18 protein-coding genes are annotated in these 21,442 nt (G+C 33.1%); all 18 read left to right on the plus strand.

All coding sequences use genetic code 11. The features are described from left to right. The first annotated feature begins 97 nt into the window (after positions 1-97). The 18 genes from tet(X) (at position 98) to VIX88_RS12265 (ending at position 21,252) form a co-directional block, all read left to right on the plus strand. The gene (tet(X), locus tag VIX88_RS12180) at positions 98-1,264 is read left to right on the plus strand and encodes a tetracycline-inactivating monooxygenase Tet(X) (protein ID WP_310503746.1); all 1,167 of its coding nucleotides are present in this window, start codon (positions 98-100) and stop codon (positions 1,262-1,264) included. A gap of 185 nt (positions 1,265-1,449) precedes the next feature. Next, on the plus strand, positions 1,450-2,244 hold the full coding sequence (locus VIX88_RS12185; protein ID WP_014937120.1) for a cation transporter: 795 nt from the start codon (positions 1,450-1,452) through the stop codon (positions 2,242-2,244). A gap of 1,934 nt (positions 2,245-4,178) precedes the next feature. Continuing rightward, positions 4,179-5,930 carry a DUF262 domain-containing protein gene (locus VIX88_RS12190; RefSeq protein ID WP_064971223.1) on the plus strand — a complete coding sequence of 584 codons (1,752 nt, stop codon included), beginning with the start codon at positions 4,179-4,181 and terminating at the stop codon, positions 5,928-5,930. A 211-nt stretch (positions 5,931-6,141) separates the two neighbouring features. Then, positions 6,142-6,726, plus strand: coding sequence for a zeta toxin family protein (locus VIX88_RS12195; protein WP_064971222.1), 585 nt, complete (start codon positions 6,142-6,144; stop codon positions 6,724-6,726). After that, positions 6,713-6,865, plus strand: a complete 153-nt coding sequence (locus VIX88_RS12200) for a hypothetical protein (RefSeq protein WP_164857935.1) — start codon at positions 6,713-6,715, stop codon at positions 6,863-6,865. The genes VIX88_RS12195 and VIX88_RS12200 overlap by 14 nt, the downstream gene beginning before the upstream one ends. A gap of 255 nt (positions 6,866-7,120) precedes the next feature. Beyond that, positions 7,121-8,176: a hypothetical protein gene (locus VIX88_RS12205; protein WP_064971221.1), complete on the plus strand. Its 1,056-nt coding sequence runs from the start codon at positions 7,121-7,123 to the stop codon at positions 8,174-8,176. Positions 8,177-8,433: 257 nt separating this feature from the next. Further along, the gene (locus VIX88_RS12210; RefSeq protein WP_038693319.1) at positions 8,434-9,360 is read left to right on the plus strand and encodes a DNA adenine methylase; all 927 of its coding nucleotides are present in this window, start codon (positions 8,434-8,436) and stop codon (positions 9,358-9,360) included. Next, on the plus strand, positions 9,344-10,183 hold the full coding sequence (locus VIX88_RS12215) for a type II restriction endonuclease (protein ID WP_004920743.1): 840 nt from the start codon (positions 9,344-9,346) through the stop codon (positions 10,181-10,183). The genes VIX88_RS12210 and VIX88_RS12215 overlap by 17 nt, the downstream gene beginning before the upstream one ends. Continuing rightward, entirely contained in the window at positions 10,184-11,083 is a 900-nt protein-coding gene (locus VIX88_RS12220) for a DNA-methyltransferase (protein ID WP_014937104.1), read from the plus strand. A 754-nt stretch (positions 11,084-11,837) separates the two neighbouring features. Next, the gene (locus tag VIX88_RS12225) at positions 11,838-12,578 is read left to right on the plus strand and encodes a DUF2971 domain-containing protein (RefSeq protein ID WP_079206264.1); all 741 of its coding nucleotides are present in this window, start codon (positions 11,838-11,840) and stop codon (positions 12,576-12,578) included. 1,337 nt (positions 12,579-13,915) lie between these two features. Further along, positions 13,916-14,986, plus strand: a complete 1,071-nt coding sequence (locus VIX88_RS12230; protein ID WP_014937102.1) for a YcjF family protein — start codon at positions 13,916-13,918, stop codon at positions 14,984-14,986. Positions 14,987-15,221: 235 nt separating this feature from the next. Then, complete coding sequence (locus tag VIX88_RS12235) at positions 15,222-15,578, plus strand: type II toxin-antitoxin system RelE/ParE family toxin (protein WP_014937101.1); 357 nt, start codon at positions 15,222-15,224, stop codon at positions 15,576-15,578. Then, positions 15,565-15,900 (plus strand): helix-turn-helix domain-containing protein, encoded by a 336-nt coding sequence (locus tag VIX88_RS12240; RefSeq protein ID WP_014937100.1) that lies wholly within the window; start codon positions 15,565-15,567, stop codon positions 15,898-15,900. The genes VIX88_RS12235 and VIX88_RS12240 overlap by 14 nt, the downstream gene beginning before the upstream one ends. Before the next feature lie 183 nt (positions 15,901-16,083). Continuing rightward, entirely contained in the window at positions 16,084-16,920 is an 837-nt protein-coding gene (locus VIX88_RS12245; RefSeq protein ID WP_014937099.1) for a helix-turn-helix domain-containing protein, read from the plus strand. Positions 16,921-17,007: 87 nt separating this feature from the next. Continuing rightward, the gene (locus VIX88_RS12250; protein WP_014937098.1) at positions 17,008-17,562 is read left to right on the plus strand and encodes a YbhB/YbcL family Raf kinase inhibitor-like protein; all 555 of its coding nucleotides are present in this window, start codon (positions 17,008-17,010) and stop codon (positions 17,560-17,562) included. A gap of 779 nt (positions 17,563-18,341) precedes the next feature. Then, on the plus strand, positions 18,342-18,965 hold the full coding sequence (locus tag VIX88_RS12255; RefSeq protein WP_127919956.1) for a hypothetical protein: 624 nt from the start codon (positions 18,342-18,344) through the stop codon (positions 18,963-18,965). A gap of 391 nt (positions 18,966-19,356) precedes the next feature. After that, positions 19,357-19,563: a hypothetical protein gene (locus VIX88_RS12260; RefSeq protein WP_260377649.1), complete on the plus strand. Its 207-nt coding sequence runs from the start codon at positions 19,357-19,359 to the stop codon at positions 19,561-19,563. Positions 19,564-20,088: 525 nt separating this feature from the next. Then, positions 20,089-21,252 carry a metallophosphoesterase gene (locus VIX88_RS12265; RefSeq protein WP_153926690.1) on the plus strand — a complete coding sequence of 388 codons (1,164 nt, stop codon included), beginning with the start codon at positions 20,089-20,091 and terminating at the stop codon, positions 21,250-21,252. The last annotated feature ends 190 nt before the right edge of the window (positions 21,253-21,442 follow it).

Here is a 21,442-nt window from a genome sequence, read left to right on the forward strand (position 1 = left end):
TGTGGAAACACATCGGCTACGTTCTCGCTAAATTGAACTTTTTGTCCAATTTATCCGCCACTTCGCCAATGCGTTTCCCGTTATGTGCCATTTTTGAATGACAATGCGAATAGATACAGACAAACAAATGAATTTACTTAGTGATAAGAACGTTGCAATAATTGGTGGTGGACCCGTTGGACTGACTATGGCAAAATTATTACAGCAAAACGGCATAGACGTTTCAGTTTACGAAAGAGACAACGACCGAGAGGCAAGAATTTTTGGTGGAACCCTTGACCTACACAAAGGTTCAGGTCAGGAAGCAATGAAAAAAGCGGGATTGTTACAAACTTATTATGACTTAGCCTTACCAATGGGTGTAAATATTGCTGATGAAAAAGGCAATATTTTATCCACAAAAAATGTAAAGCCCGAAAATCGATTTGACAATCCTGAAATAAACAGAAATGACTTAAGGGCTATCTTGTTGAATAGTTTAGAAAACGACACGGTTATTTGGGATAGAAAACTTGTTATGCTTGAACCTGGTAAGAAGAAGTGGACACTAACTTTTGAGAATAAACCGAGTGAAACAGCAGATTTGGTTATTATTGCCAATGGTGGAATGTCTAAAGTAAGAAAATTTGTTACCGACACGGAAGTTGAAGAAACAGGTACTTTCAATATACAAGCCGATATTCATCAACCAGAGGTGAACTGTCCTGGATTTTTTCAGCTATGCAATGGAAACCGGCTAATGGCTGCTCATCAAGGTAATTTATTATTTGCGAATCCTAATAATAATGGTGCATTGCATTTTGGAATAAGTTTTAAAACATCTGATGAATGGAAAAGCAAGACTCTGGTAGATTTTCAAGACAGAAATAGTGTCGTTGATTTTCTCCTGAAAAAATTTTCCGATTGGGATGAACGCTACAAAGAACTGATTCGTGTGACATCATCTTTTGTAGGGTTAGCGACACGAATATTTCCCTTAGGTAAGTCTTGGAAAAGTAAGCGTCCATTACCCATAACGATGATTGGAGATGCTGCTCATTTGATGCCTCCTTTTGCAGGACAAGGCGTAAACAGCGGGTTGATGGATGCCTTGATATTGTCGGATAATCTGACCAATGGGAAATTTAACAGCATTGAAGAGGCTATTGAAAATTATGAACAGCAAATGTTTATCTATGGCAAAGAAGCACAAGAAGAATCAACTCAAAACGAAATTGAAATGTTTAAACCCGACTTTACGTTTCAGCAATTGTTAAATGTATAAAATGGAATAAAACGGCACATAACAAACAAATTGGCAATAGAGCCGGTGAAGTACTTCTATTGAACTTTTGTGCAATGTTGAAGATTAGTAATTCTATTCAACATTTGTGCTAAAAGTCGGCTCCATCGCCAATTTGCCAAACGTTAGCAGTAATGGTAGGACGACCCAACAGACAATGAAGTGATATGCAAAAAACGACATTTAAGATAGCAAAAATGGACTGTCCATCAGAAGAACAAATGATTCGGATGAAACTTGACGATTTGACAAATATTCAATCGTTAGAATTTGACATACCCAACCGACTTTTACACGTTTTTCATATAGACAATAATGAACAAATTTTTCAGCGACTTGACACATTAAAATTTGACACTTCAATTCTCTCGACTGTTTCGGTTGACAATTTTACAGCAACTGACAATCAAAATGACGAAAGAAAAACCTTATGGACTGTTTTAATAATAAATTTTTTGTTTTTCGCCATTGAAATTGTAACAGGACTTATATCAAACTCAATGGGCTTGGTTGCCGACAGTTTAGATATGCTGGCTGACAGTATTGTTTATGGACTTGCATTAATTGCTGTTGGCGGAACAGTAGTCAGAAAAAAGAATATCGCAAAATTTGCAGGATACTTTCAAATTCTTCTTGCTGTAATTGGTTTTATAGAGGTAGTCAGACGATTTATTGGAGTCGAGAAAATGCCTGACTTTCAAACAATGATTTTCGTTTCGATTGTAGCGTTAATAGCTAATGTTATTTGTCTGTATTTATTGCAAAAGAGAAAAAGCAAAGAAGCTCATATGCAAGCAAGTATGATTTTTACTTCAAATGACATAATCATAAATTCGGGAGTAATTACAGCAGGACTTTTGGTTAATTGGCTCAATTCAGGTTATCCCGACTTAATTATTGGAGCAATTGTATTTGTCATTGTAGCGAGAGGAGCTTACAGAATTTTACAGCTATCAAAATGACGACTGACAAGACAACGGAAGAAACCACTACTGCTAACAGCGGTTTTGCGTCAGGCGGGGTGACGTGCTTCGTATGAGCATTTGTGCTAAATTTGAGCTTTCGGCTTCGTATCAAGGTTAATGCTAAAAATCCCGCCCGAACGCAAAGCCGCAAAACGTTGCACGCAACACTACTGAAATTCACGCAGCCGAAATAAAGTTAAATTTTAGCGTTATAAAAGAAACTGAATCCAAACCGAACAAAGAAAATGTTGAAAGGTTTGAATTCATTTTCTATTTTTTGTATCACGGAATATAATTGATTTTTACTCGTAGTGAATTTTCATTAGTGTAGCGTAACAACGGAACAATCACCGAATTGACTTTGTCAGAGTAGTAATTACAATTCCTATGAAAAACTGAATTGAAAATAGGATAGACTTGAATTTGAAAAACTGTAATTGATTTTAGGAAACCGAAATTGACTGAAATTGCTTGGACAATTGAATCTTAATCTGTGCGAATATACCATATTGTGAATACTAAATAGAAGCGGAAACGAAAGTCCAGCGTGCAACACGGGTTTTGCAAAAAAGCGGGAGCGGTTTTTGTTTGGACATAATGTAATTTTTATTACCTTTGTATTGTTGGGGGAGGTTGGTGGTTTTTTATCCGCTTCTTCGCAAAGCCCCACCATTACCAGCTATACACTCCAAACATTTCGCTAAGGAACTGAAACGATTTAAAGTGCTCTAAATTGTGAATAATAAGAAACTGAATTCAGACCCAGCCGAGCAGAACGTGTTAGAGGTCTAAATTCATTTTCTACAACGGACGACTTGAAAGCATATTTGAATGAGTCGACTCTTAAAAAATGTTGGGGAGTACAGCTGATAACTTTTAACGCTCGACTGAATGTTGGACTTTTAAAACCTAAAAAAAGAGGAAAAATCCAAAAGGGAAGAACCTCAAACTGACGAAAAGCGGAAAAACGAATGGATTTTGGAACTGAAAACTGAAAAAGAATAACTAAAAAACTGCGGAACTGACTTAAAGGCTGAAAAACTAAACGGTCAAATTGTGGACTTGAACGCTGAAAATGTGAAAAATGTGCGGACTGAAAACTATGCGGAAAAGACACTACGCAGAAAAAAATAGTACAGCTGGTAACAAGGTATTGCCGCAAGCGGGGTTAATTGCTTTTTTAGAAAATTTTGTTTATCTTTGGAGTATGGTATTTTAGTTGAAGTTAGGTGCTAAGAAGCCCCGCCTTCGGCAATACCCGGACCGTTACCAGCTATACACTCCAAACATTTCGCTAAGGAACTGAAACGATTTAAAGTGCTCTAAATTGTGAATAATAAGAAACTGAATTCAGACCCAGCCGAGCAGAACGTGTTAGAGGTCTAAATTCATTTTCTACAACGGACGACTTGAAAGCATATTTGAATGAGTCGACTCTTAAAAAATGTTGGGGAGTACAGCTGATAACTTTTAACGCTCGACTGAATGTTGGACTTTTAAAACCTAAAAAAAGAGGAAAAATCCAAAAGGGAAGAACCTCAAACTGACGAAAAGCGGAAAAACGAATGGATTTTGGAACTGAAAACTGAAAAAGAATAACTAAAAAACTGCGGAACTGACTTAAAGGCTGAAAAACTAAACGGTCAAATTGTGGACTTGAACGCTGAAAATGTGAAAAACGTGCGGACTGAAAACTATGCGGAAAAGACACCACGCAGAAAAAAATAGTACAGCTGGTAACAAGGTATTGCCGCAAGCGGGGTTAATTGCTTTTTTAGAAAATTTTGTTTATCTTTGGAGTATGGTATTTTAGTTGAAGTTAGGTGCTAAGAAGCCCCGCCTTCGGCAATACCCGGACCGTTGTGTGCTATGGTAGAACGGCACTCCTGCAAAAAATGAACAAAAAACATAACAAGAAAAAATAAATAAATATGTCAAAACTAAATGTTGACCAAAAGACAATAATGTTATTATTTTCCGACAAGAAATCGGATTTTCTCATTCCTGACTATCAAAGACCATATGCTTGGGAGGAAGGACAATGCCAAACGCTCTGGGACGATATTTTTTCATTTGCATTTCCCGACAATAACTATGAAAAGTTCAACAAAGATGAAGAGTATTTTTTAGGTTCGATTGTAACATTTGAAAATGAAAATGGAAAAAAGGAAGTTATTGACGGACAGCAACGCTTGACTACTTTAATGCTTCTACTTCGTGCATTTTACTCGAAATTTGGTAATATGCAAGACAATAATTCCAAAAACACAAGAGAAAGAATTGCTCAATGTTTATGGAAAACAAATGAGTTTGGAGAAGCGGATTTAGAAAATTTAAAAATTGATTCAGAAGTTGCAACAGACAACGACAAAGAAGAATTTTTAGAAATATTAAGAACAGGAATTGTAAACAAGGGACAAAAAAGTAATTATGCTAAAAACTATATTTTCTTTCAACAAAAGATAGATGAGTTTTTAAGTGAATTCCCATCTTATTTTGCGTATTTGCCTGCACGAATTTTACAAAACTGTATCCTTTTACCAATAGAAGCAGAATCACAAGACACAGCATTAAGAATATTCTCAACATTAAACGATAGAGGACTTCCTTTGTCAGATGCGGACATATTTAAAGCACAATTTTACAAACATTATGGTGCAAAAAACGAAAAGGATGCTTTTATTGAGAAATGGAAAGAGCTAGAAGAAATAAGTAGTCGAATTTTTAAACCTCTTAACGGAACACCAATGGATGAACTTTTTACAAGATATATGTATTTTGTTCGTGCAAAACAAGGTAATAAATCAAGTACAACAGAGGCACTTCGAAAATTCTACGAAAAAGGTAAATATGCAATTTTAAAACAAGATGAAACTTTACCAAATCTTAAAATTTTAGTAGATTTTTGGAATGACGTTTACACCCAAAATACAGAAAGATTTTCGCCTAAAATTTTGAGAAAACTATTTATTTTGAACTATGCTCCAAACGGAATGTGGACATATTTTTTATCTGTTTACTTTTTACACAACAGAAACGAAAAAGACCAGTTAGATGAAAATAAACTTGAAATTTTCTTAAACAAAATTATTGCATTTGTTTGGGGTTATGCTTTCACAAATCCGGGTGTAAATGCTTTGAGAACTCCTGTTTATAGTGAAATGATAAATGTTGTTACAAATAAAGAAGTAAATTTTGACGAACATAAATTTGAAGAAAACACTTTAAGAACTGCGATTAACAACTTTGAATTTAAAAACGGAAGACCTATAACACGGGCAATGCTTACTTGGTGGGCATTTAATGACAATAATCAAGAAATACCTGCTTTAAATATAAACTTTGATATTGAGCATATTTTTGCTCGCAAAAGACAAGAAAACGACAAAACTTTAACCAACACCAAAAATCTTGAATCACTTGGAAACAAAGTATTATTAGAAGACAAAATTAATATTAGAGCAGCTGATTACAGATTTAACGACAAAGTGAAATATTATAAAGGATTTACTAACGACAAAGGGCAACATAAAAAGGGAACAATAATCCAAGAATTGGTTAATTTAGCAAATGATAAAAGCGATTTTACAGAACAAGACATTATAAACCGTACTGAAGAAATTACTAACAATTTTATCGACTATTTAAGAGATAACAACTTAATTAAAAAGAATTTACAATAACCACAGCACACAACAGCGGTTTTGCAAAATGGCGGGTTTAGTGCTAAATTGAACATTTGGTTTTCAAATGAAATTTAGTGTTAAATTGAAAGTAAGTGCTTCAAAATCCGCCACTTCGCAAAGCCACGAACCGTTAGGCTATATGCTATAACAACAGCACTCGAAAAATAGGAACTGAAAAACGAACAGAAATAATTTGTAAATTTGCGATATGAATGACAAAAAACTTTACATAATCGCAGGCTGCAACGGAGCAGGAAAAACAACTGCATCGTTTACGATTTTGCCAGAGATTTTAGATTGTAAAGAATTTGTGAATGCTGACGAAATTGCAAAAGGACTTTCTCCTTTTCAGCCCGAAAAAGTTTCTTTTGAAGCTGGGCGAATAATGCTAAACAGAATTAACGAGCTGCTTTCAGAAAACGAAAATTTTGCATTTGAAACAACTTTATCAACCAAAAGTTATAAAAGCAAAATTAACGAAGCAAAAGATAAAGGCTATCGAGTAATTTTATTATTCTTTTGGCTTCAAAACATCGATTTAGCTAAAGAACGTGTAAAAATAAGGGTTTTTGAAGGTGGACATAATATAGAACCAGAAGTTATTGAAAGAAGATATATCAGAGGCATTAAAAATTTGTTCGACATTTATCTTCCAATTGTTGATGGAGCATTTATTTTTGACAATTCTGAAGTACAACACAAATTGATTGCAGACAAACAAATAGACAATTTATTGAACATTGTAGACATAGACAAGTTTAATCTTTTAAAAAATTACTATGACAACAACTGAAAAACACATAGAAGAAAAAAACAAAATCCTAAAAGGTCTTGAAAAAGTATATGAAAAACTTTTAGAATTCAAGAAAATGAAAAATAGCGAACTTGTTGTTTTGCGTGACAACAAAATAATTAAGATAAAACCTGAATAAAAGCACATCGCCTAACAAGGTATTGCCGCAAGCGGGGTTAATTGTTTTTTTAGAAACTTTTGTTTATCTTTGAGGTGTGGTATTTCAGTTGAAGTTAGGTGCTAAAAAGTTCCCGCCTTCGGCAATACCCGAGCCGTTAGCCATAATTTTAAACAACATCGCAATTAAAAGACAATTCATCATAGAAAAACAAAAGTTGAGTAATTAATTTTTGCGTATAATACCTTTGAACCAAAATAATTAACAAAATAAAAAATGAAGAAATTTTTAAAAATCATTAAGTACGCATTTATTACCATTTTAAGTGTTTGTTTACTATTTGTCTTGTACTTTTTTATTAGCAATAAATTGTTTTTAGAGTCTAAAAATGAAAATAATATAACCTACTTGGCAAAAAACAATACTGAAATCACAAACTCAATTAATGACAAATTATTTGATGATGATTTTTATAAATCAAAGGTTTTCCTTTTGGGAGAAATTCACGGCTATGCTGACAATCAAAAATTGGACAAAGAGTTACTTTTTTTCTTAAATAAAAAATTGGGTGTTAAATATTACATCGCTGAAATGGACAGCATTACTGCTAAAAAACTTAATGTTTTTTTGACAGATGAATCGAAAAATCAACAAACTTTAAAAGAGGTTGTTTTAGCAATTAAAAAAAGAATTCCGCAACAATCAAGTCAGGAACTATTTGACAAATGGAACGATATTTATGATTATAACCAAAAACTAACAGATTCATTAAAAATTACAGTAATTGGAATCGACAAGAATTTCGACGATGATTCAAAAGGTACAAGAGACTTGGCGATGGCAACTAATTTAAAAAACTCAATCAAAAAATTGAATCTCGAAGATGAAAAATTTTATGGTCTTTTTGGTTTTTTCCACACCTTGCAAAATGTTACTGAAAATGGAAAAGAAACGTTTGCTTCTGAACTGAAAAATTTGGGTATAAAAACCACAACTTTTGTTAGTTATGCATTAGACAGCGAAATGTACCTTCCTAAAAATCCCCAATTCCCTACCCCAGAAAATGAAAAAGTGGATTGGATTAATGCAGATGGTCCATTTCAACTTGTTAAGGGAATCAATGATTTAAAAGAATTAAGTAAACCCAATTCAATTACCCTCTTTAAATTGAACTCAGAGGATTCACCTTATTTACAATCTCAACATTTAATTAGTGTAAAATCAAGAGTTTTTGGAGAAAATATTGTTCCTAAAAAAGGGACTTTTACAACAGATTATTTTCAGTATGTTTTTCTATTGAAAAATTCCAAAGCATTAACAAAACTGAAATAACAAAAACTACGGCTAACAAGGTATTGCCGCAAGCGGGGTTAATTGTTTTTTTAGAAAATTTTGTTTACTTTTGAAGAGTGGTATTTTAGTTGAAGTTAGGTACTGAGAAGTCCCCGCCTTCGGCAATACCCTGACCGTTAGCCGACACCCCACGAGCGATCGTGCAAAAATCGACATTCCGACAAATTTCAGCTTTGGAGTAACTTCAAACAAAAATTAAAATTGTATATTTGGAACGTATTTTGAATAAAAATGAAATGACTAAATATAAAATAGCAAAACCGTTTTTGAAATGGGCAGGTGGAAAAACACAACTCATTTCTGATATTGAACGAACTCTACCAACAAACATAACGCAGAAGAATTTCACATATATTGAGCCATTTGTGGGTAGTGGGGCAGTACTTTTTTGGGTACTCAACAACTTTGCAAACCTAAAAAAAGCTGTAATTAACGACATCAACGAAGATTTAATTAACACTTACAAAACCATTGCGGACAGACCAAAAGAGTTGATTTCAATTTTGCAAATAATGCAAAATGAATTTCACACTCTGGAAGGAAACGAAGAAAAGAAGAAACTCTATTACTACCAAAAAAGAGAATTGTACAATTCAAGAAAAGAAGAACAAAGCGGACAAGCCGCCCTGTTTATTTTTCTCAATCGTACTTGTTTTAATGGTTTGTATCGAGTGAATAGAAAAAATGAATATAATGTTCCGATGGGAGGTTATAAAAAACCAACTATTTGCGACAAAGAAAATATTTTAGCAGTTAGCGACGCATTGCAAAAAGTAGAAATTTTGTGTGGCGATTTTGAGCAAACGCTTGATTTTGCAGAGCAAAATACGCTTTTCTATTTTGATCCACCATACAAACCATTAAGCGAAACATCGAGTTTCAACTCTTATGCAAAAGATGAATTTAACGACAGCGAACAAATCAGATTAAGAGATTTCTGCAACAAACTTGATATTTTAAATCATATATGGATTTTAAGTAATTCTGATGTGAAAGGAAAAGATGAAAATGATAATTTCTTTGACAATTTATATTCTGATTTCAACATTCAAAGAGTTGATGCAAGAAGAAGTATAAATGCAAATCCAGAAAAAAGAGGAAAACTAACAGAGTTATTAATTACAAATCAAGTAAACAACGAAGAATATGTCAGAGCAATTTAAAATCTTTTTATCGCAACTTTCAGAAACTAACGCAACGCTTGATTATTTCGCAGATTTTAAGAAAATAAGGAACAATGTAAACAAAATTGCAATCAAACTTAACCAATTGAATTATTTAATTGGCAAAGAAAATTTGAAAGAAGCGGTAATAGAACTTTATGAAGAAAATTCAAAAGTTTTTGAAGTGTTGGACATCTTGATTGCTATTCGCAAAAACAAAAACGCTAAAACATTCAACAACAAAGGCGAAATAGTATTGTTAGACACTTATTTCACCTCGCCTGAACTGATTTTGGAATATATTGAAGAAACGGGATTGGCAGAAGTTTTTAGAAACAAAGATGTTACTAATTTAGTTGACTATGTTTTTGGAATAGAGGTTGGTTTAGATACAAATGCACGAAAAAACAGAGGGGGTGACAATATGTCAAAAGCTGTTTCACTCATTTTTGACAAAGCAGGAGTTTTCTACAAAAAGGAAGTAAATAATACAATCTTTCCAGAAATCATAAGTTTAGGTGCAGATGTGAAACGTTTTGATTTTGTCATTAAAACCAAAAAGAAAACTTATTTAATTGAAACTAATTATTACAATAGTGGAGGTTCAAAATTAAATGAAACAGCAAGATCTTATTCTGATGTTGCTCCTAAAATTAACCTATATGAAGGTTACGAATTTGTTTGGATAACTGATGGACAAGGTTGGTTTTCTGCAAAAAACAAATTAGAAGAAGCATATAACATAATTCCAAGTTTGTACAATTTGATAACACTTGAGGATTTTATCAAGAAAATTCAAGAAGAAACTGTAATAGAATTTTAAATGATAGTACCTTATTTCAAATCTGATGACAAAAACTTTTATCTTCTTCACGGAGATACAATGGAACTTTTGCCAAAATTTGAACATAAGTTTGATATGGTTTTTGCCGACCCTCCTTACTTTTTATCTAACAATGGGCTTTCAATCCAAAACGGAAAAATTGTAAGTGTAAACAAAGGGAAATGGGATAAATCTGAAGGTTTTGAATTTATCAACGACTTTAACAGAAAGTGGCTTTCATTGGTTCGCGAAAAGATGAAAGGTGATGCTACAATTTGGATTAGTGGAACAATGCACAATATTTTTTCAGTCGGGCAAATCTTGACAGAGTTAGGCTTTAAAATTTTAAACATTGTAACTTGGGAAAAGACAAATCCACCACCAAATTTTTCGTGCAGATACTTTACTTATTCAACCGAACAAATCATTTGGGCAAGAAAAACTGAAAAAGTCCCCCATTATTTCAACTACAAGTTAATGAAGCAACTAAATGGCAATAAACAAATGAAAGACGTTTGGAAGTTACCAGCAATTGCACCTTGGGAAAAATCGTGTGGAAAACATCCAACACAAAAACCTTTATCAGTTTTGACAAGACTTATTTTGGCTTCGACAAAACCAAACGCTTGGATTTTAGACCCATTTGCAGGAAGCTCAACGACAGGAATTGCCGCAAATTTAGCTAACAGACGATTTTTAGGAATTGACCAAGAAGAAGAATTTTTGACAATCAGCAAGAACAGAAAATTGGAAATTGAAAATCCAAAAATATCTGTAACATACCGACAAAAAATGGGAGGTTTCAACGACGAAAAAGAACTTGAATTATTTCTTGTCGAAGAACCAAGAACAGAATATAAAAATGAATTAAAACTCGAAAACAAAAGGGCGATCGGCTAACATCGTATTGGCAAAATGGCGAGTTAAGTCCTAATATAAAAGCAAGTAGTTCTATTTAACATTAATGCTAAATTCAATATTTTGTGTTTTGATTTCCGCCACTTCGCCAATACATAAACCGTTACCAGCTATACACTCCAAACATTTCGCTAAGGAACTGAAACGATTTAAAATGCTCTAAATTGTGAATAATAAGAAACTGAATTCAGACCCAGCCGAGCAGAACGTGTTAGAGGTCTAAATTCATTTTCTACAACGGACGACTTGAAAGCATATTTGAATGAGTCGACTCTTAAAAAATGTTGGGGAGTACAGCTGATAACTTTTAACGCTCGACTGAATGTTGGACTTTTAAAACCTAAAAAAAGAGGAAAAATCCAAAAGGGAAGAACCTCAAACTGACGAAAAGCGGAAAAACGAATGGATTTTGGAACTGAAAACTGAAAAAGAATAACTAAAAAACTGCGGAACTGACTTAAAGGCTGAAAAACTAAACGGTCAAATTGTGGACTTGAACGCTGAAAATGTGAAAAATGTGCGGACTGAAAACTATGCGGAAAAGACACTACGCAGAAAAAAATAGTACAGCTGGTAACAAGGTATTGCCGCAAGCGGGGTTAATTGCTTTTTTAGAAAATTTTGTTTATCTTTGGAGTATGGTATTTTAGTTGAAGTTAGGTGCTAAGAAGCCCCGCCTTCGGCAATACCCGGACCGTTGTGTGCAATACTATCCCAAAACCGCTAAAAATATTGAATGTCAAAAATTTATCATTATACAAAACTTTCAACAGCAATTGAGTTCATTCTACCAACAATGACTTTAAGAACAAATTTCTTAAATAGAATGAACGGTCCTAAAGAAAACCAAAGATGGGCTTTTGGAGGTGTAAATATTCCTTATAGAGAATTATATCCTGAAATTAATCTAAATCCAGACAAAAATATTGCCCACTTTGAAAGTCAATATCAACTTGGTGAAGATATTAAGGCAAAAATTCAAGCTATTTGCTTTGTATATTCTGATAAGTATTATGGTTACGAAAATGAAATGATGTGGGCACAATATGCCGAAAATCACCATGGAATATGCCTTGAAATCGATACTGACTTATTTCTTGAGGAAAATAAAGATATAAACATTTTTAAATTTCAAAATGTGAATTATAACCCAAAGAAAAAAAATCAATGGATAGATTGGAATTTAAAGAAATCTAAAGAAGAAAATATTTATCAACATATTGAACGAAATTTTGAAGAATTATTTTTATCAAAATCACATTATTGGGAAAAGGAGTTTGAAAAAAGGTTAATAATCATTGAGGATGACTATTGTTTTTTGAAAATAAAAAAGTCATTAACTGGAATTTATTATGGATTATTTACTAACCATAATTACGACAAGTCTATTCAACAGTTTATTAATCCCGAAATAACTAAATCGTACAAAGTCTATTTTGAAGATAATAGACTTAAGCGAATGGAAAGAAGAAAATAGTACAGCACACAACATAGTATTTGCAAAAGTCGGGATTAAGTAATAGTTGAAAAATTTGGAATATTTATCAGCTACTGCTTTTCCGTATTACTTTTTTTCTTAAATTAGCAATATGGAAAAAGCATCCGCTACGGTTTGGTCGAAATTGAACTATTGGTTCAATTTAGCCCGCCCTTCGCAAATACTTTTTCCGTTGCACGCAACACTACTGAAATTCACGCAGCCGAAATAAAGTTAAATTTTAGCGTTATAAAAGAAACTGAATCCAAACCGAACAAAGAAAATGTTGAAAGGTTTGAATTCATTTTCTATTTTTTGTATCACGGAATATAATTGATTTTTACTCGTAGTGAATTTTCATTAGTGTAGCGTAACAACGGAACAATCACCGAATTGACTTTGTCAGAGTAGTAATTACAATTCCTATGAAAAACTGAATTGAAAATAGGATAGACTTGAATTTGAAAAACTGTAATTGATTTTAGGAAACCGAAATTGACTGAAATTGCTTGGACAATTGAATCTTAATCTGTGCGAATATACCATATTGTGAATACTAAATAGAAGCGGAAACGAAAGTCCAGCGTGCAACACGGGTTTTGCAAAAAAGCGGGAGCGGTTTTTGTTTGGACATAATGTAATTTTTATTACCTTTGTATTGTTGGGGGAGGTTGGTGGTTTTTTATCCGCTTCTTCGCAAAGCCCCACCATTACCAGCTATACACTCCAAACATTTCGCTAAGGAACTGAAACGATTTAAAGTGCTCTAAATTGTGAATAATAAGAAACTGAATTCAGACCCAGCCGAGCAGAACGTGTTAGAGGTCTAAATTCATTTTCTACAACGGACGACTTGAAAGCATATTTGAATGAGTCGACTCTTAAAAAATGTTGGGGAGTACAGCTGATAACTTTTAACGCTCGACTGAATGTTGGACTTTTAAAACCTAAAAAAAGAGGAAAAATCCAAAAGGGAAGAACCTCAAACTGACGAAAAGCGGAAAAACGAATGGATTTTGGAACTGAAAACTGAAAAAGAATAACTAAAAAACTGCGGAACTGACTTAAAGGCTGAAAAACTAAACGGTCAAATTGTGGACTTGAACGCTGAAAATGTGAAAAACGTGCGGACTGAAAACTATGCGGAAAAGACACCACGCAGAAAAAAATAGTACAGCTGGTAACAAGGTATTGCCGCAAGCGGGGTTAATTGCTTTTTTAGAAAATTTTGTTTATCTTTGGAGTATGGTATTTTAGTTGAAGTTAGGTGCTAAGAAGCCCCGCCTTCGGCAATACCCGGACCGTTATATGTAATTAATATCAAAAACACTATAAAAATGGACGATTTAAAAAAACTAATTGAAGAAGCTATGAAAAAAGCTAAGTCTGAAATGAAAGACGTTAATATCTTAATTGCCGGCAGAACTGGTGTTGGAAAATCCACCTTAATTAACGCTGTTTTTGAAGGAAATTTTGCGACTACAGGGAGTGGAAAGCCTATTACACAAAAAATAACAGAAATAAGAAAAGAAGGCATTCCAATTGTGCTAACAGACACAAAAGGCTTAGAAATACAAGATTACGAAGAAATTAAAAATGAACTTCAACAATATATAAAGAATAAAAATAACGATGCAAATCCAAATAACCATATTCATATGGCTTGGATATGTATTGATGAAAATTCTAGAAGAATTGAAGATGCCGAAATAGATTTATGTAATTTTTTATCTGAAAGAGTTCCTGTTATCGGGGTTATAACTAAAGCCTTACATGATGATGGTTTTAGAAATGAAGTTCGTAAACATTTTACAAACGCAAAGAATATTGTCAGAGTAAACTCAGTTACTTTTAATATAGGTGAAAATAAAGTACCAATTACAGGTCTAAATGAACTTGTTGATTTATCAATGGAAATTCTGCCAGAGGCTCAGAGGAATGCTTTTGCTGTAGCACAAAAGGTTGACATGAAGCAACGAATTAATAGAGCACATAAAATAGTAGCCGGATCTGCATTGACAGCTGCTGGGGCAGGTGCAATTCCAATACCATTTTCTGATGCTGCCACACTTGTTCCAATACAAGTTGGTATGCTTGCTGGAATTTCATATGTTTTTGGATTAAATACAGATAAAGCATTGCTTTCTACATTAGTAAGCTCCACAATAACTGGTGTAGGAGCAACTTTTGTTGGAAGAACAATTGTGGCTAATATTGCGAAATTTTTCCCAGGAATTGGAAGTGCTGCAGGAGCTGCGATTTCTGGAGCAACAGCAGCGGCAGTTACAACTCTTTTCGGTGAAACTTATATTAAAACATTAGAATTACTTTTAAAGAATAATAGTATAGAATCCATTACCATTGTTGATATTACAAATGAATTTAAAAAACAACTAAAAATAAATTAACTGCATATAACATCGGTTTGGCAAAAACGGCGAGGGAGTTTTTAATAGAAAATTTGGTTTTCTATTAATTTTTGTACATTTATCGAAGATTTGGCTTCGTAAGCCCCGCCTTCGGCAATACCCGGACCGTTGGCAGAAATAGTACAACTGAAAAACTGTTCTAAAAAAATCTCGTAAATAAAACTTAAATATTAAAAAAGTTTGTATCTTTGTATGGAAACAATAAAAGATATGGATGAAAAAATTTAATGTGTTATTTTTAACCGAAGCAAGAGAATTTTTATTGAGTTTGGAAGAAAAAAGTCAGGACAAAATAATCTTTAATATTGATAAGGCTAAAATAAAGACTGATAATGAGTTGTTTAAAAAACTGAAAGGAGAAATTTGGGAATTTAGAACACTCTATAACAAAACCTATTATCGACTTTTTGCCTTTTGGGACAAGGAAAATAATCAGGAAACATTAGTTATATCGACACATGGAATAATTAAAAAGACAGGAAAAACTCCTGAAAAAGAAATAGAAAAAGCAGAACAAATCAGATTACAGTATTTTGAATTGAAAAATAAACTTAAAAATGGCAACAAATAATAAGGAATTGGAAATTTTTACTTTAGACCAAATAAAGAACGAATTTATCGGAGAAATCGGAACCGAGAAACGAACTCAATACGAACAAGAGTTACAGGTAGAATTGTTAGGCGAAATGATTCGTACTGTCCGACTTGAAAGAAATTTAACCCAAGAAGAATTAGGGAAATTAGTTGGTGTTCAACGTGCTCAAATTTCAAAATTGGAAAATAACACGAAGAATGTAACAATGGAAACGATTTTGAAAGTTTTTGGGGCATTGAAAGCAAAAGTAAATTTTAATGTAGAATTGACGAATAATACAATACAAATTGCTCAATAAAACTACTTCTGCCAACAAGGTATTGCCGCAAGCGGGGGATATTTGCATTTTAGAAAAATTTGTTTAACTTTGAGGTGTGGTATTTTAGTTGAAGTTGGGTGCTAATAAGCCCCGCCTTCGGCAATACCCGAACCGTTGTGAGCAATACTTCACAAAAGTGCATATAAACGAATAACGAACTGAATGAAGACAATTACACTTCCTGACGAACTTAATATCGAAAGTTTACAACCTGTCCAGATTTTTGATTACTGTAGCTCAAAAGAAATTGCAAAACAGCAAATTATTCTAAATCAAAACACATTCAGTTTTTTAATCGAGGGAAATAAAGAAGTTGTTTTTGATAACTCAACTTTATCAATTGATAATTCCAAGTTTCTGATAATGAAGTCAGGACATTGTTTAATGACAGAAAAACTTTCAGACACTCGAAATTATAGAAGTGTACTTCTCTTTTTTTCCAACGATATATTATTGAAATTTATCCAAAAAAACGAACTGAATAGAAACGAATTGAGTGAATATAAATCGGTTTATTCTTTTAAATATGATGAATTTATTCAACGATTTGTAAATAGTTTATTAGATATTTCCAAACTTTCAAAAAACATTCAAAAAAGAATACTTGAAGTGAAGTTTGAAGAGATAATACTTTATTTGACAGAAATATATGGTACAGACATTTTGCACTCGTTGTTGGTGAAAAATAATGATACATCTCAAAAATTCGTTCAAACTGTTGAAACGAATTTGATGAGCAAACTGACATTAAAAGAATTAGCATTTTTATGCAATATGAGTATATCTACTTTTAAAAGAGAATTTGAAAAACATTATGCTGAATCGCCAATAAAATGGTTTCAAAATAAAAGATTAGAGTATGCACATCATTTGCTCTATAAAGAACAAAAAAGATCTTCAGAAATATATTTAGAGGTCGGATATGAAAATTTATCAAGCTTTATACAAGCTTATAAATCAAAATATGGAGTTACACCCAAGCAGCATTATAAAGATTGAGCTTTTAGAAACACTTTTTGAACATTACGCTAAATTTTCCTCGAATTATACAATTTAATTTTGCTGAGAATTTAAATAGTAATAAAAATGAAAAGAACAAATTTGATTTTAGTTTTGTCGTTGATTTTCTCAACAGTTGTTTTTGGACAAAAGACATTTACATTAAGCAGCAAAGATTTAGGTGGAGAAACTACCAAAGTACAAGAGTTCAATGGATTTGGCTGTTTGGGAGACAACCAATCGCCTCAATTATCTTGGAAAAATGCACCCGAAGGAACAAAAAGTTTTGCAATTACAATGTATGACCCAGATGCACCAACTGGAAGTGGTTTTTGGCATTGGGTTGTGTTTGACATTCCAGCAAACATAAATGAGTTGGTAACTAACGCAGGTAATATTAAACTTAATTTAGCACCAAAAGGAGCCATTCAAAGTAAAACAGACTATGGAATTAATGGCTTCGGAGGTCCTTGCCCACCTGTTGGACATGGTTTTCATCAGTACATCATAACAGTTTATGCCTTAAAAACTGACAAATTAGGACTTGACGCCAATATTAATCCTGCTGTTGTAGGTTTTTATCTTTGGAACAACACTCTTGCAAAAGCGAGTATTGTAGCTTATTATAAACGAGACAAATAACAATCAACAAAATAGTATTGCCTACAACATCGGTTTGACAAAAGTGGGGCGACATTGCTCAATTCAACATTTGTGCTTATATTTGGCATTAGTGTTGAGTTGAGCTTTTGTGCATAAAATTTCCCACTTTCGCCAAGCCTAAAACCGTTGCCTGCCACACTATCCAACTGCTTCGTCCGAAGGATTGAACTTACCGAGTGATTAAATTGTAAATAATAAGAAACTGAATTCAGACCCAGCCGAGCAGAACGTGTTAGAGGTCTAAATTCATTTTCTACAACGGACGACTTGAAAGCATATTTGAATGAGTCGACTCTTAAAAAATGTTGGGGAGTACAGCTGATAACTTTTAACGCTCGACTGAATGTTGGACTTTTAAAACCTAAAAAAAGAGGAAAAATCCAAAAGGGAAGAACCTCAAACTGACGAAAAGCGGAAAAACGAATGGATTTTGGAACTGAAAACTGAAAAAGAATAACTAAAAAACTGCGGAACTGACTTAAAGGCTGAAAAACTAAACGGTCAAATTGTGGACTTGAACGCTGAAAATGTGAAAAACGTGCGGACTGAAAACTATGCGGAAAAGACACCACGCAGAAAAAAATAGTACAGCTGGTAACAAGGTATTGCCGCAAGCGGGGTTAATTGCTTTTTTAGAAAATTTTGTTTATCTTTGGAGTATGGTATTTTAGTTGAAGTTAGGTGCTGAGAAGCCCCGCCTTCGGCAATACCCTGACCGTTATCTGCAATCTTGCCAAGCCACCGTTAATAAATAGAAAATGAGGGGATTTATCAAAATAGCATTGATTTTATTTGGAATTGTAGTCTTATTACACTTTATTTTTATGATGATTGTTTTGAGTGCATTTGGTGGTTTTGATAAATCATACTCAACTTCTGATTTGAAAGAAGAATATATCAACAATAAAGACAAAATATCCGAAGTAATAAACTACTACAATAGTATTGTTTCAGAAGACAAAATTGTAGAAATAGAGTTTGAAGATGGTGAAACAATTGCAAGATTTGGAATTTATTACAGAGACTCCACAATGGGAAAAAATAACTTTTTGGATTGGGACTTGAAATTAAATTCTAGCCGAACAGATAGCATCATGAAAACAATCAATTGGAATAATGAAATTTTAAAAACTTTGAAAAACAAACTAGATGGTGCTAACTGTATTCAGATAAAAAATGGTGAACCAACTCAAGTTGGATTTGCGAGAAGTGGGATGGGAATGTACTTTTTTAATATTTTTAAAAATCCTATAAATTATACTCAATTTATAACCGATGAAAATTATAATGATTGTAATTTTCGATATGTAGATCCATATTTAGTTTTGGAATATAGAGGCGGTGCAATTGGTCCCCAATGTTTTCCGGAAAAAGACAAATAATAAAGACAGCAGATAACATAGTATTTGCGAAAGGCGGGGAGAGGTAATAGTTGAAAATTAGGGAATATTTATCCGCTACTGCTTTTCCGTATTACTTTTTTCTTAAATTAGCAATACGGAAAAAGCATCCGCCTCGGTTTGGTCGAAATTGAACGATTGGTTCAATTTAGTCCGCCCTTCGCAAATACTTTTTCCGTTGTAACCAATTTAGGAAAACCTTGTGGAAAAAACGACGGAAAAAATAAATGAAGATTTAAAAGCTGATTTTGTGTTACTAATGCACCCACGTTCTAAGTGGTTGTTTTGGAAATATTTTCGGAAATATCGAATAGAAGGCTCTTTGTGGAATATCTCTGAATTTATTGTTTACAAAGGAATAGAGGTCGAATTTATGTTTTATTCACGAGAAAACGAATTATTATTTCAAGACACCTATGAATTAGACCGCTGGTTATCTCCTCGAACTAAACGAGAATTGATAATAGATTTACCTGAATTAGTGAAGAAAACAGAACAGAAATTTAATCATTTTGATTACCGAATCACTAAATGGATAGAAGTGTCAGGAGTGGGAGGACATAATACCGTTAAACCCTAACTCTGTCAAATTTCTCTGCCTAAGCCTCATAAATAATTGATTTTCATATTTTTACAACACGACACAGAATAACCTAATTATTGCATTAAGCATTAAAAATCAAAATGTTACAATGTTTAAACTGTCTGAACAATCAGATTTAGGGTTAAGTATAAAGATAGAGAAATAAAGAAAATAAAAACTGGTTACAACAAGGTATTGCCGCAAGCGGGGTTAATTGTTTTTTTAGAAAATTTTGTTTATCTTCGAAGAGTGATATTTTAGTTGAAGTAAGGTGCTAATAAGCCCCGCCTTCGGCAATACCCGACCGATGTAGCGAAAGGAGCGAAGCGGATTTCGCTACATCGGCTCGGCGGCTTACACCGCCTGATGAGCTCGTCGCTTCGCGAACTTCGCACATCAAGCGGTTTTGCAAAATTCCCTCACGGAAGCAGAGCTTCCAGAGGAAACTTCGCAAAGCCGCCGAGCCGTTGGTGGCAATTTTACAAACCAACAGCAAAGACAAACAAAACTTGACATTAAACGATGAAATTAAAAAAAATATTATTATTTCTGCCCCTTACCATAATTATATATTTGGGAGTAGGTGCATTACTTTTATATACTGAAACAATTCAAAGATTATATATTTTCCTGGGGTGGTCTATAAAGCACGGAAATACAGACGAAGATAGCTCAACAGTTAGTTCAGACGGTCCAATTATTATTTACGAAAATGGCAAAATAATTAATTATCAAATCTTTCCAAAAGATACTTTATTTACAACGAGTAAAGTTGAAATTAGTAAGCAGGATACTTTAAGTTGTTATGTTGATAAAACAAGAGATACATTCAAATTTCAATTAAAAGATAGTTTGGAAATCGAACCAACAGAATATGCCTTACCCAATAAAATGCTTGTCATTTCTGACATTGAAGGAAATTTTAAAGGTTTTAAATCAATTTTGCTGGGAAATAAAATCATTGATAATCAATTTAATTGGACTTTTGGGGATAATCATTTGGTTTTAGTTGGAGATTTTTTTGATAGAGGTTTAAATATTACTGAATGTCTATGGTTGGTTTACAAACTTGAAAAAGAAGCGGAAAAACAAGGCGGAAAAGTCCATTTTATTTTAGGAAATCACGAAATGATGAACCTAAAAGGAGAATTAAAATATGTTCGAGATAAATACCACGAAAATGCAGATACTTTAAAATTAGACTATGGAAAATGGTACGCAAATAATACTGAATTAGGTAGATGGTTAAGAACAAAAAATGGCGTTGAAAAAATTGGTGATTTTCTATTTGTTCATGCAGGTATTAGAAAAGATTTTCCTGAAAAATACAATTTAAAAGAAATCAATGAGAACATAAGAAAATCAATAGATACAAATTTTGAGAAAGGTAAAAAACGAGATGATGTTTTTATAGGAAACGAAAGTCCACTTTGGTATCGTGGTATAGCAAAAGAAGATGAAGCCCAAAAGGATGTAGAGAATACATTAGCAAAATATAAGTCTTCAAAAATGATTATTGGACATACGATTTTTGAAAAAATTCAATTTTTGTACAATCAGAAAGTTATTGCAATTGATTTGGAGCACAAAAAAAATTCTGATAAAGGTAAAATGTTTGCTCTTTGGTTTGAAAACGGCGACTTTAAAATAACCGACCAAAATGGAACTAAAACTGCATTGAAATAAAAAAACTGCCACCAACATGGTATTGCCGCAAGCGGGGTTAATTGCTTTTTTAGAAAAATTTGTTTACCTTTGAAGTATGGTATTTTAGTTGAAGTTAGGTGCCGAGAAGTCCCAGCCTTCGGTAATACCCTGACCGTTATCAGCAAGCGTACTCAACCGCACCGACAAAACTAAACAGTAGATAAATTAA

The sequence above is a fragment of the Riemerella anatipestifer genome (assembly GCF_035666175.1).
GTDB classification, from domain to species: Bacteria; Bacteroidota; Bacteroidia; order Flavobacteriales; family Weeksellaceae; genus Riemerella; species Riemerella anatipestifer_D.

Excerpts from the sequence above, each read along its gene's own strand:
- VIX88_RS12185 (WP_014937120.1), top strand. The coding sequence starts at position 1,450 with ATGCAAAAAACGACATTTAAGATAGCAAAAATGGACTGTCCATCAGAA.
- VIX88_RS12190 (WP_064971223.1), top strand. The coding sequence starts at position 4,179 with ATGTCAAAACTAAATGTTGACCAAAAGACAATAATGTTATTATTTTCC.
- VIX88_RS12195 (WP_064971222.1), top strand. The coding sequence starts at position 6,142 with ATGAATGACAAAAAACTTTACATAATCGCAGGCTGCAACGGAGCAGGA.
- VIX88_RS12200 (WP_164857935.1), top strand. The coding sequence starts at position 6,713 with ATGACAACAACTGAAAAACACATAGAAGAAAAAAACAAAATCCTAAAA.
- VIX88_RS12205 (WP_064971221.1), top strand. The coding sequence starts at position 7,121 with ATGAAGAAATTTTTAAAAATCATTAAGTACGCATTTATTACCATTTTA.
- VIX88_RS12210 (WP_038693319.1), top strand. The coding sequence starts at position 8,434 with ATGACTAAATATAAAATAGCAAAACCGTTTTTGAAATGGGCAGGTGGA.
- VIX88_RS12215 (WP_004920743.1), top strand. The coding sequence starts at position 9,344 with ATGTCAGAGCAATTTAAAATCTTTTTATCGCAACTTTCAGAAACTAAC.
- VIX88_RS12220 (WP_014937104.1), top strand. The coding sequence starts at position 10,184 with ATGATAGTACCTTATTTCAAATCTGATGACAAAAACTTTTATCTTCTT.
- VIX88_RS12225 (WP_079206264.1), top strand. The coding sequence starts at position 11,838 with ATGTCAAAAATTTATCATTATACAAAACTTTCAACAGCAATTGAGTTC.
- VIX88_RS12230 (WP_014937102.1), top strand. The coding sequence starts at position 13,916 with ATGGACGATTTAAAAAAACTAATTGAAGAAGCTATGAAAAAAGCTAAG.
- VIX88_RS12235 (WP_014937101.1), top strand. The coding sequence starts at position 15,222 with ATGAAAAAATTTAATGTGTTATTTTTAACCGAAGCAAGAGAATTTTTA.
- VIX88_RS12240 (WP_014937100.1), top strand. The coding sequence starts at position 15,565 with ATGGCAACAAATAATAAGGAATTGGAAATTTTTACTTTAGACCAAATA.
- VIX88_RS12245 (WP_014937099.1), top strand. The coding sequence starts at position 16,084 with ATGAAGACAATTACACTTCCTGACGAACTTAATATCGAAAGTTTACAA.
- VIX88_RS12250 (WP_014937098.1), top strand. The coding sequence starts at position 17,008 with ATGAAAAGAACAAATTTGATTTTAGTTTTGTCGTTGATTTTCTCAACA.
- VIX88_RS12255 (WP_127919956.1), top strand. The coding sequence starts at position 18,342 with ATGAGGGGATTTATCAAAATAGCATTGATTTTATTTGGAATTGTAGTC.
- VIX88_RS12260 (WP_260377649.1), top strand. The coding sequence starts at position 19,357 with ATGTTTTATTCACGAGAAAACGAATTATTATTTCAAGACACCTATGAA.
- VIX88_RS12265 (WP_153926690.1), top strand. The coding sequence starts at position 20,089 with ATGAAATTAAAAAAAATATTATTATTTCTGCCCCTTACCATAATTATA.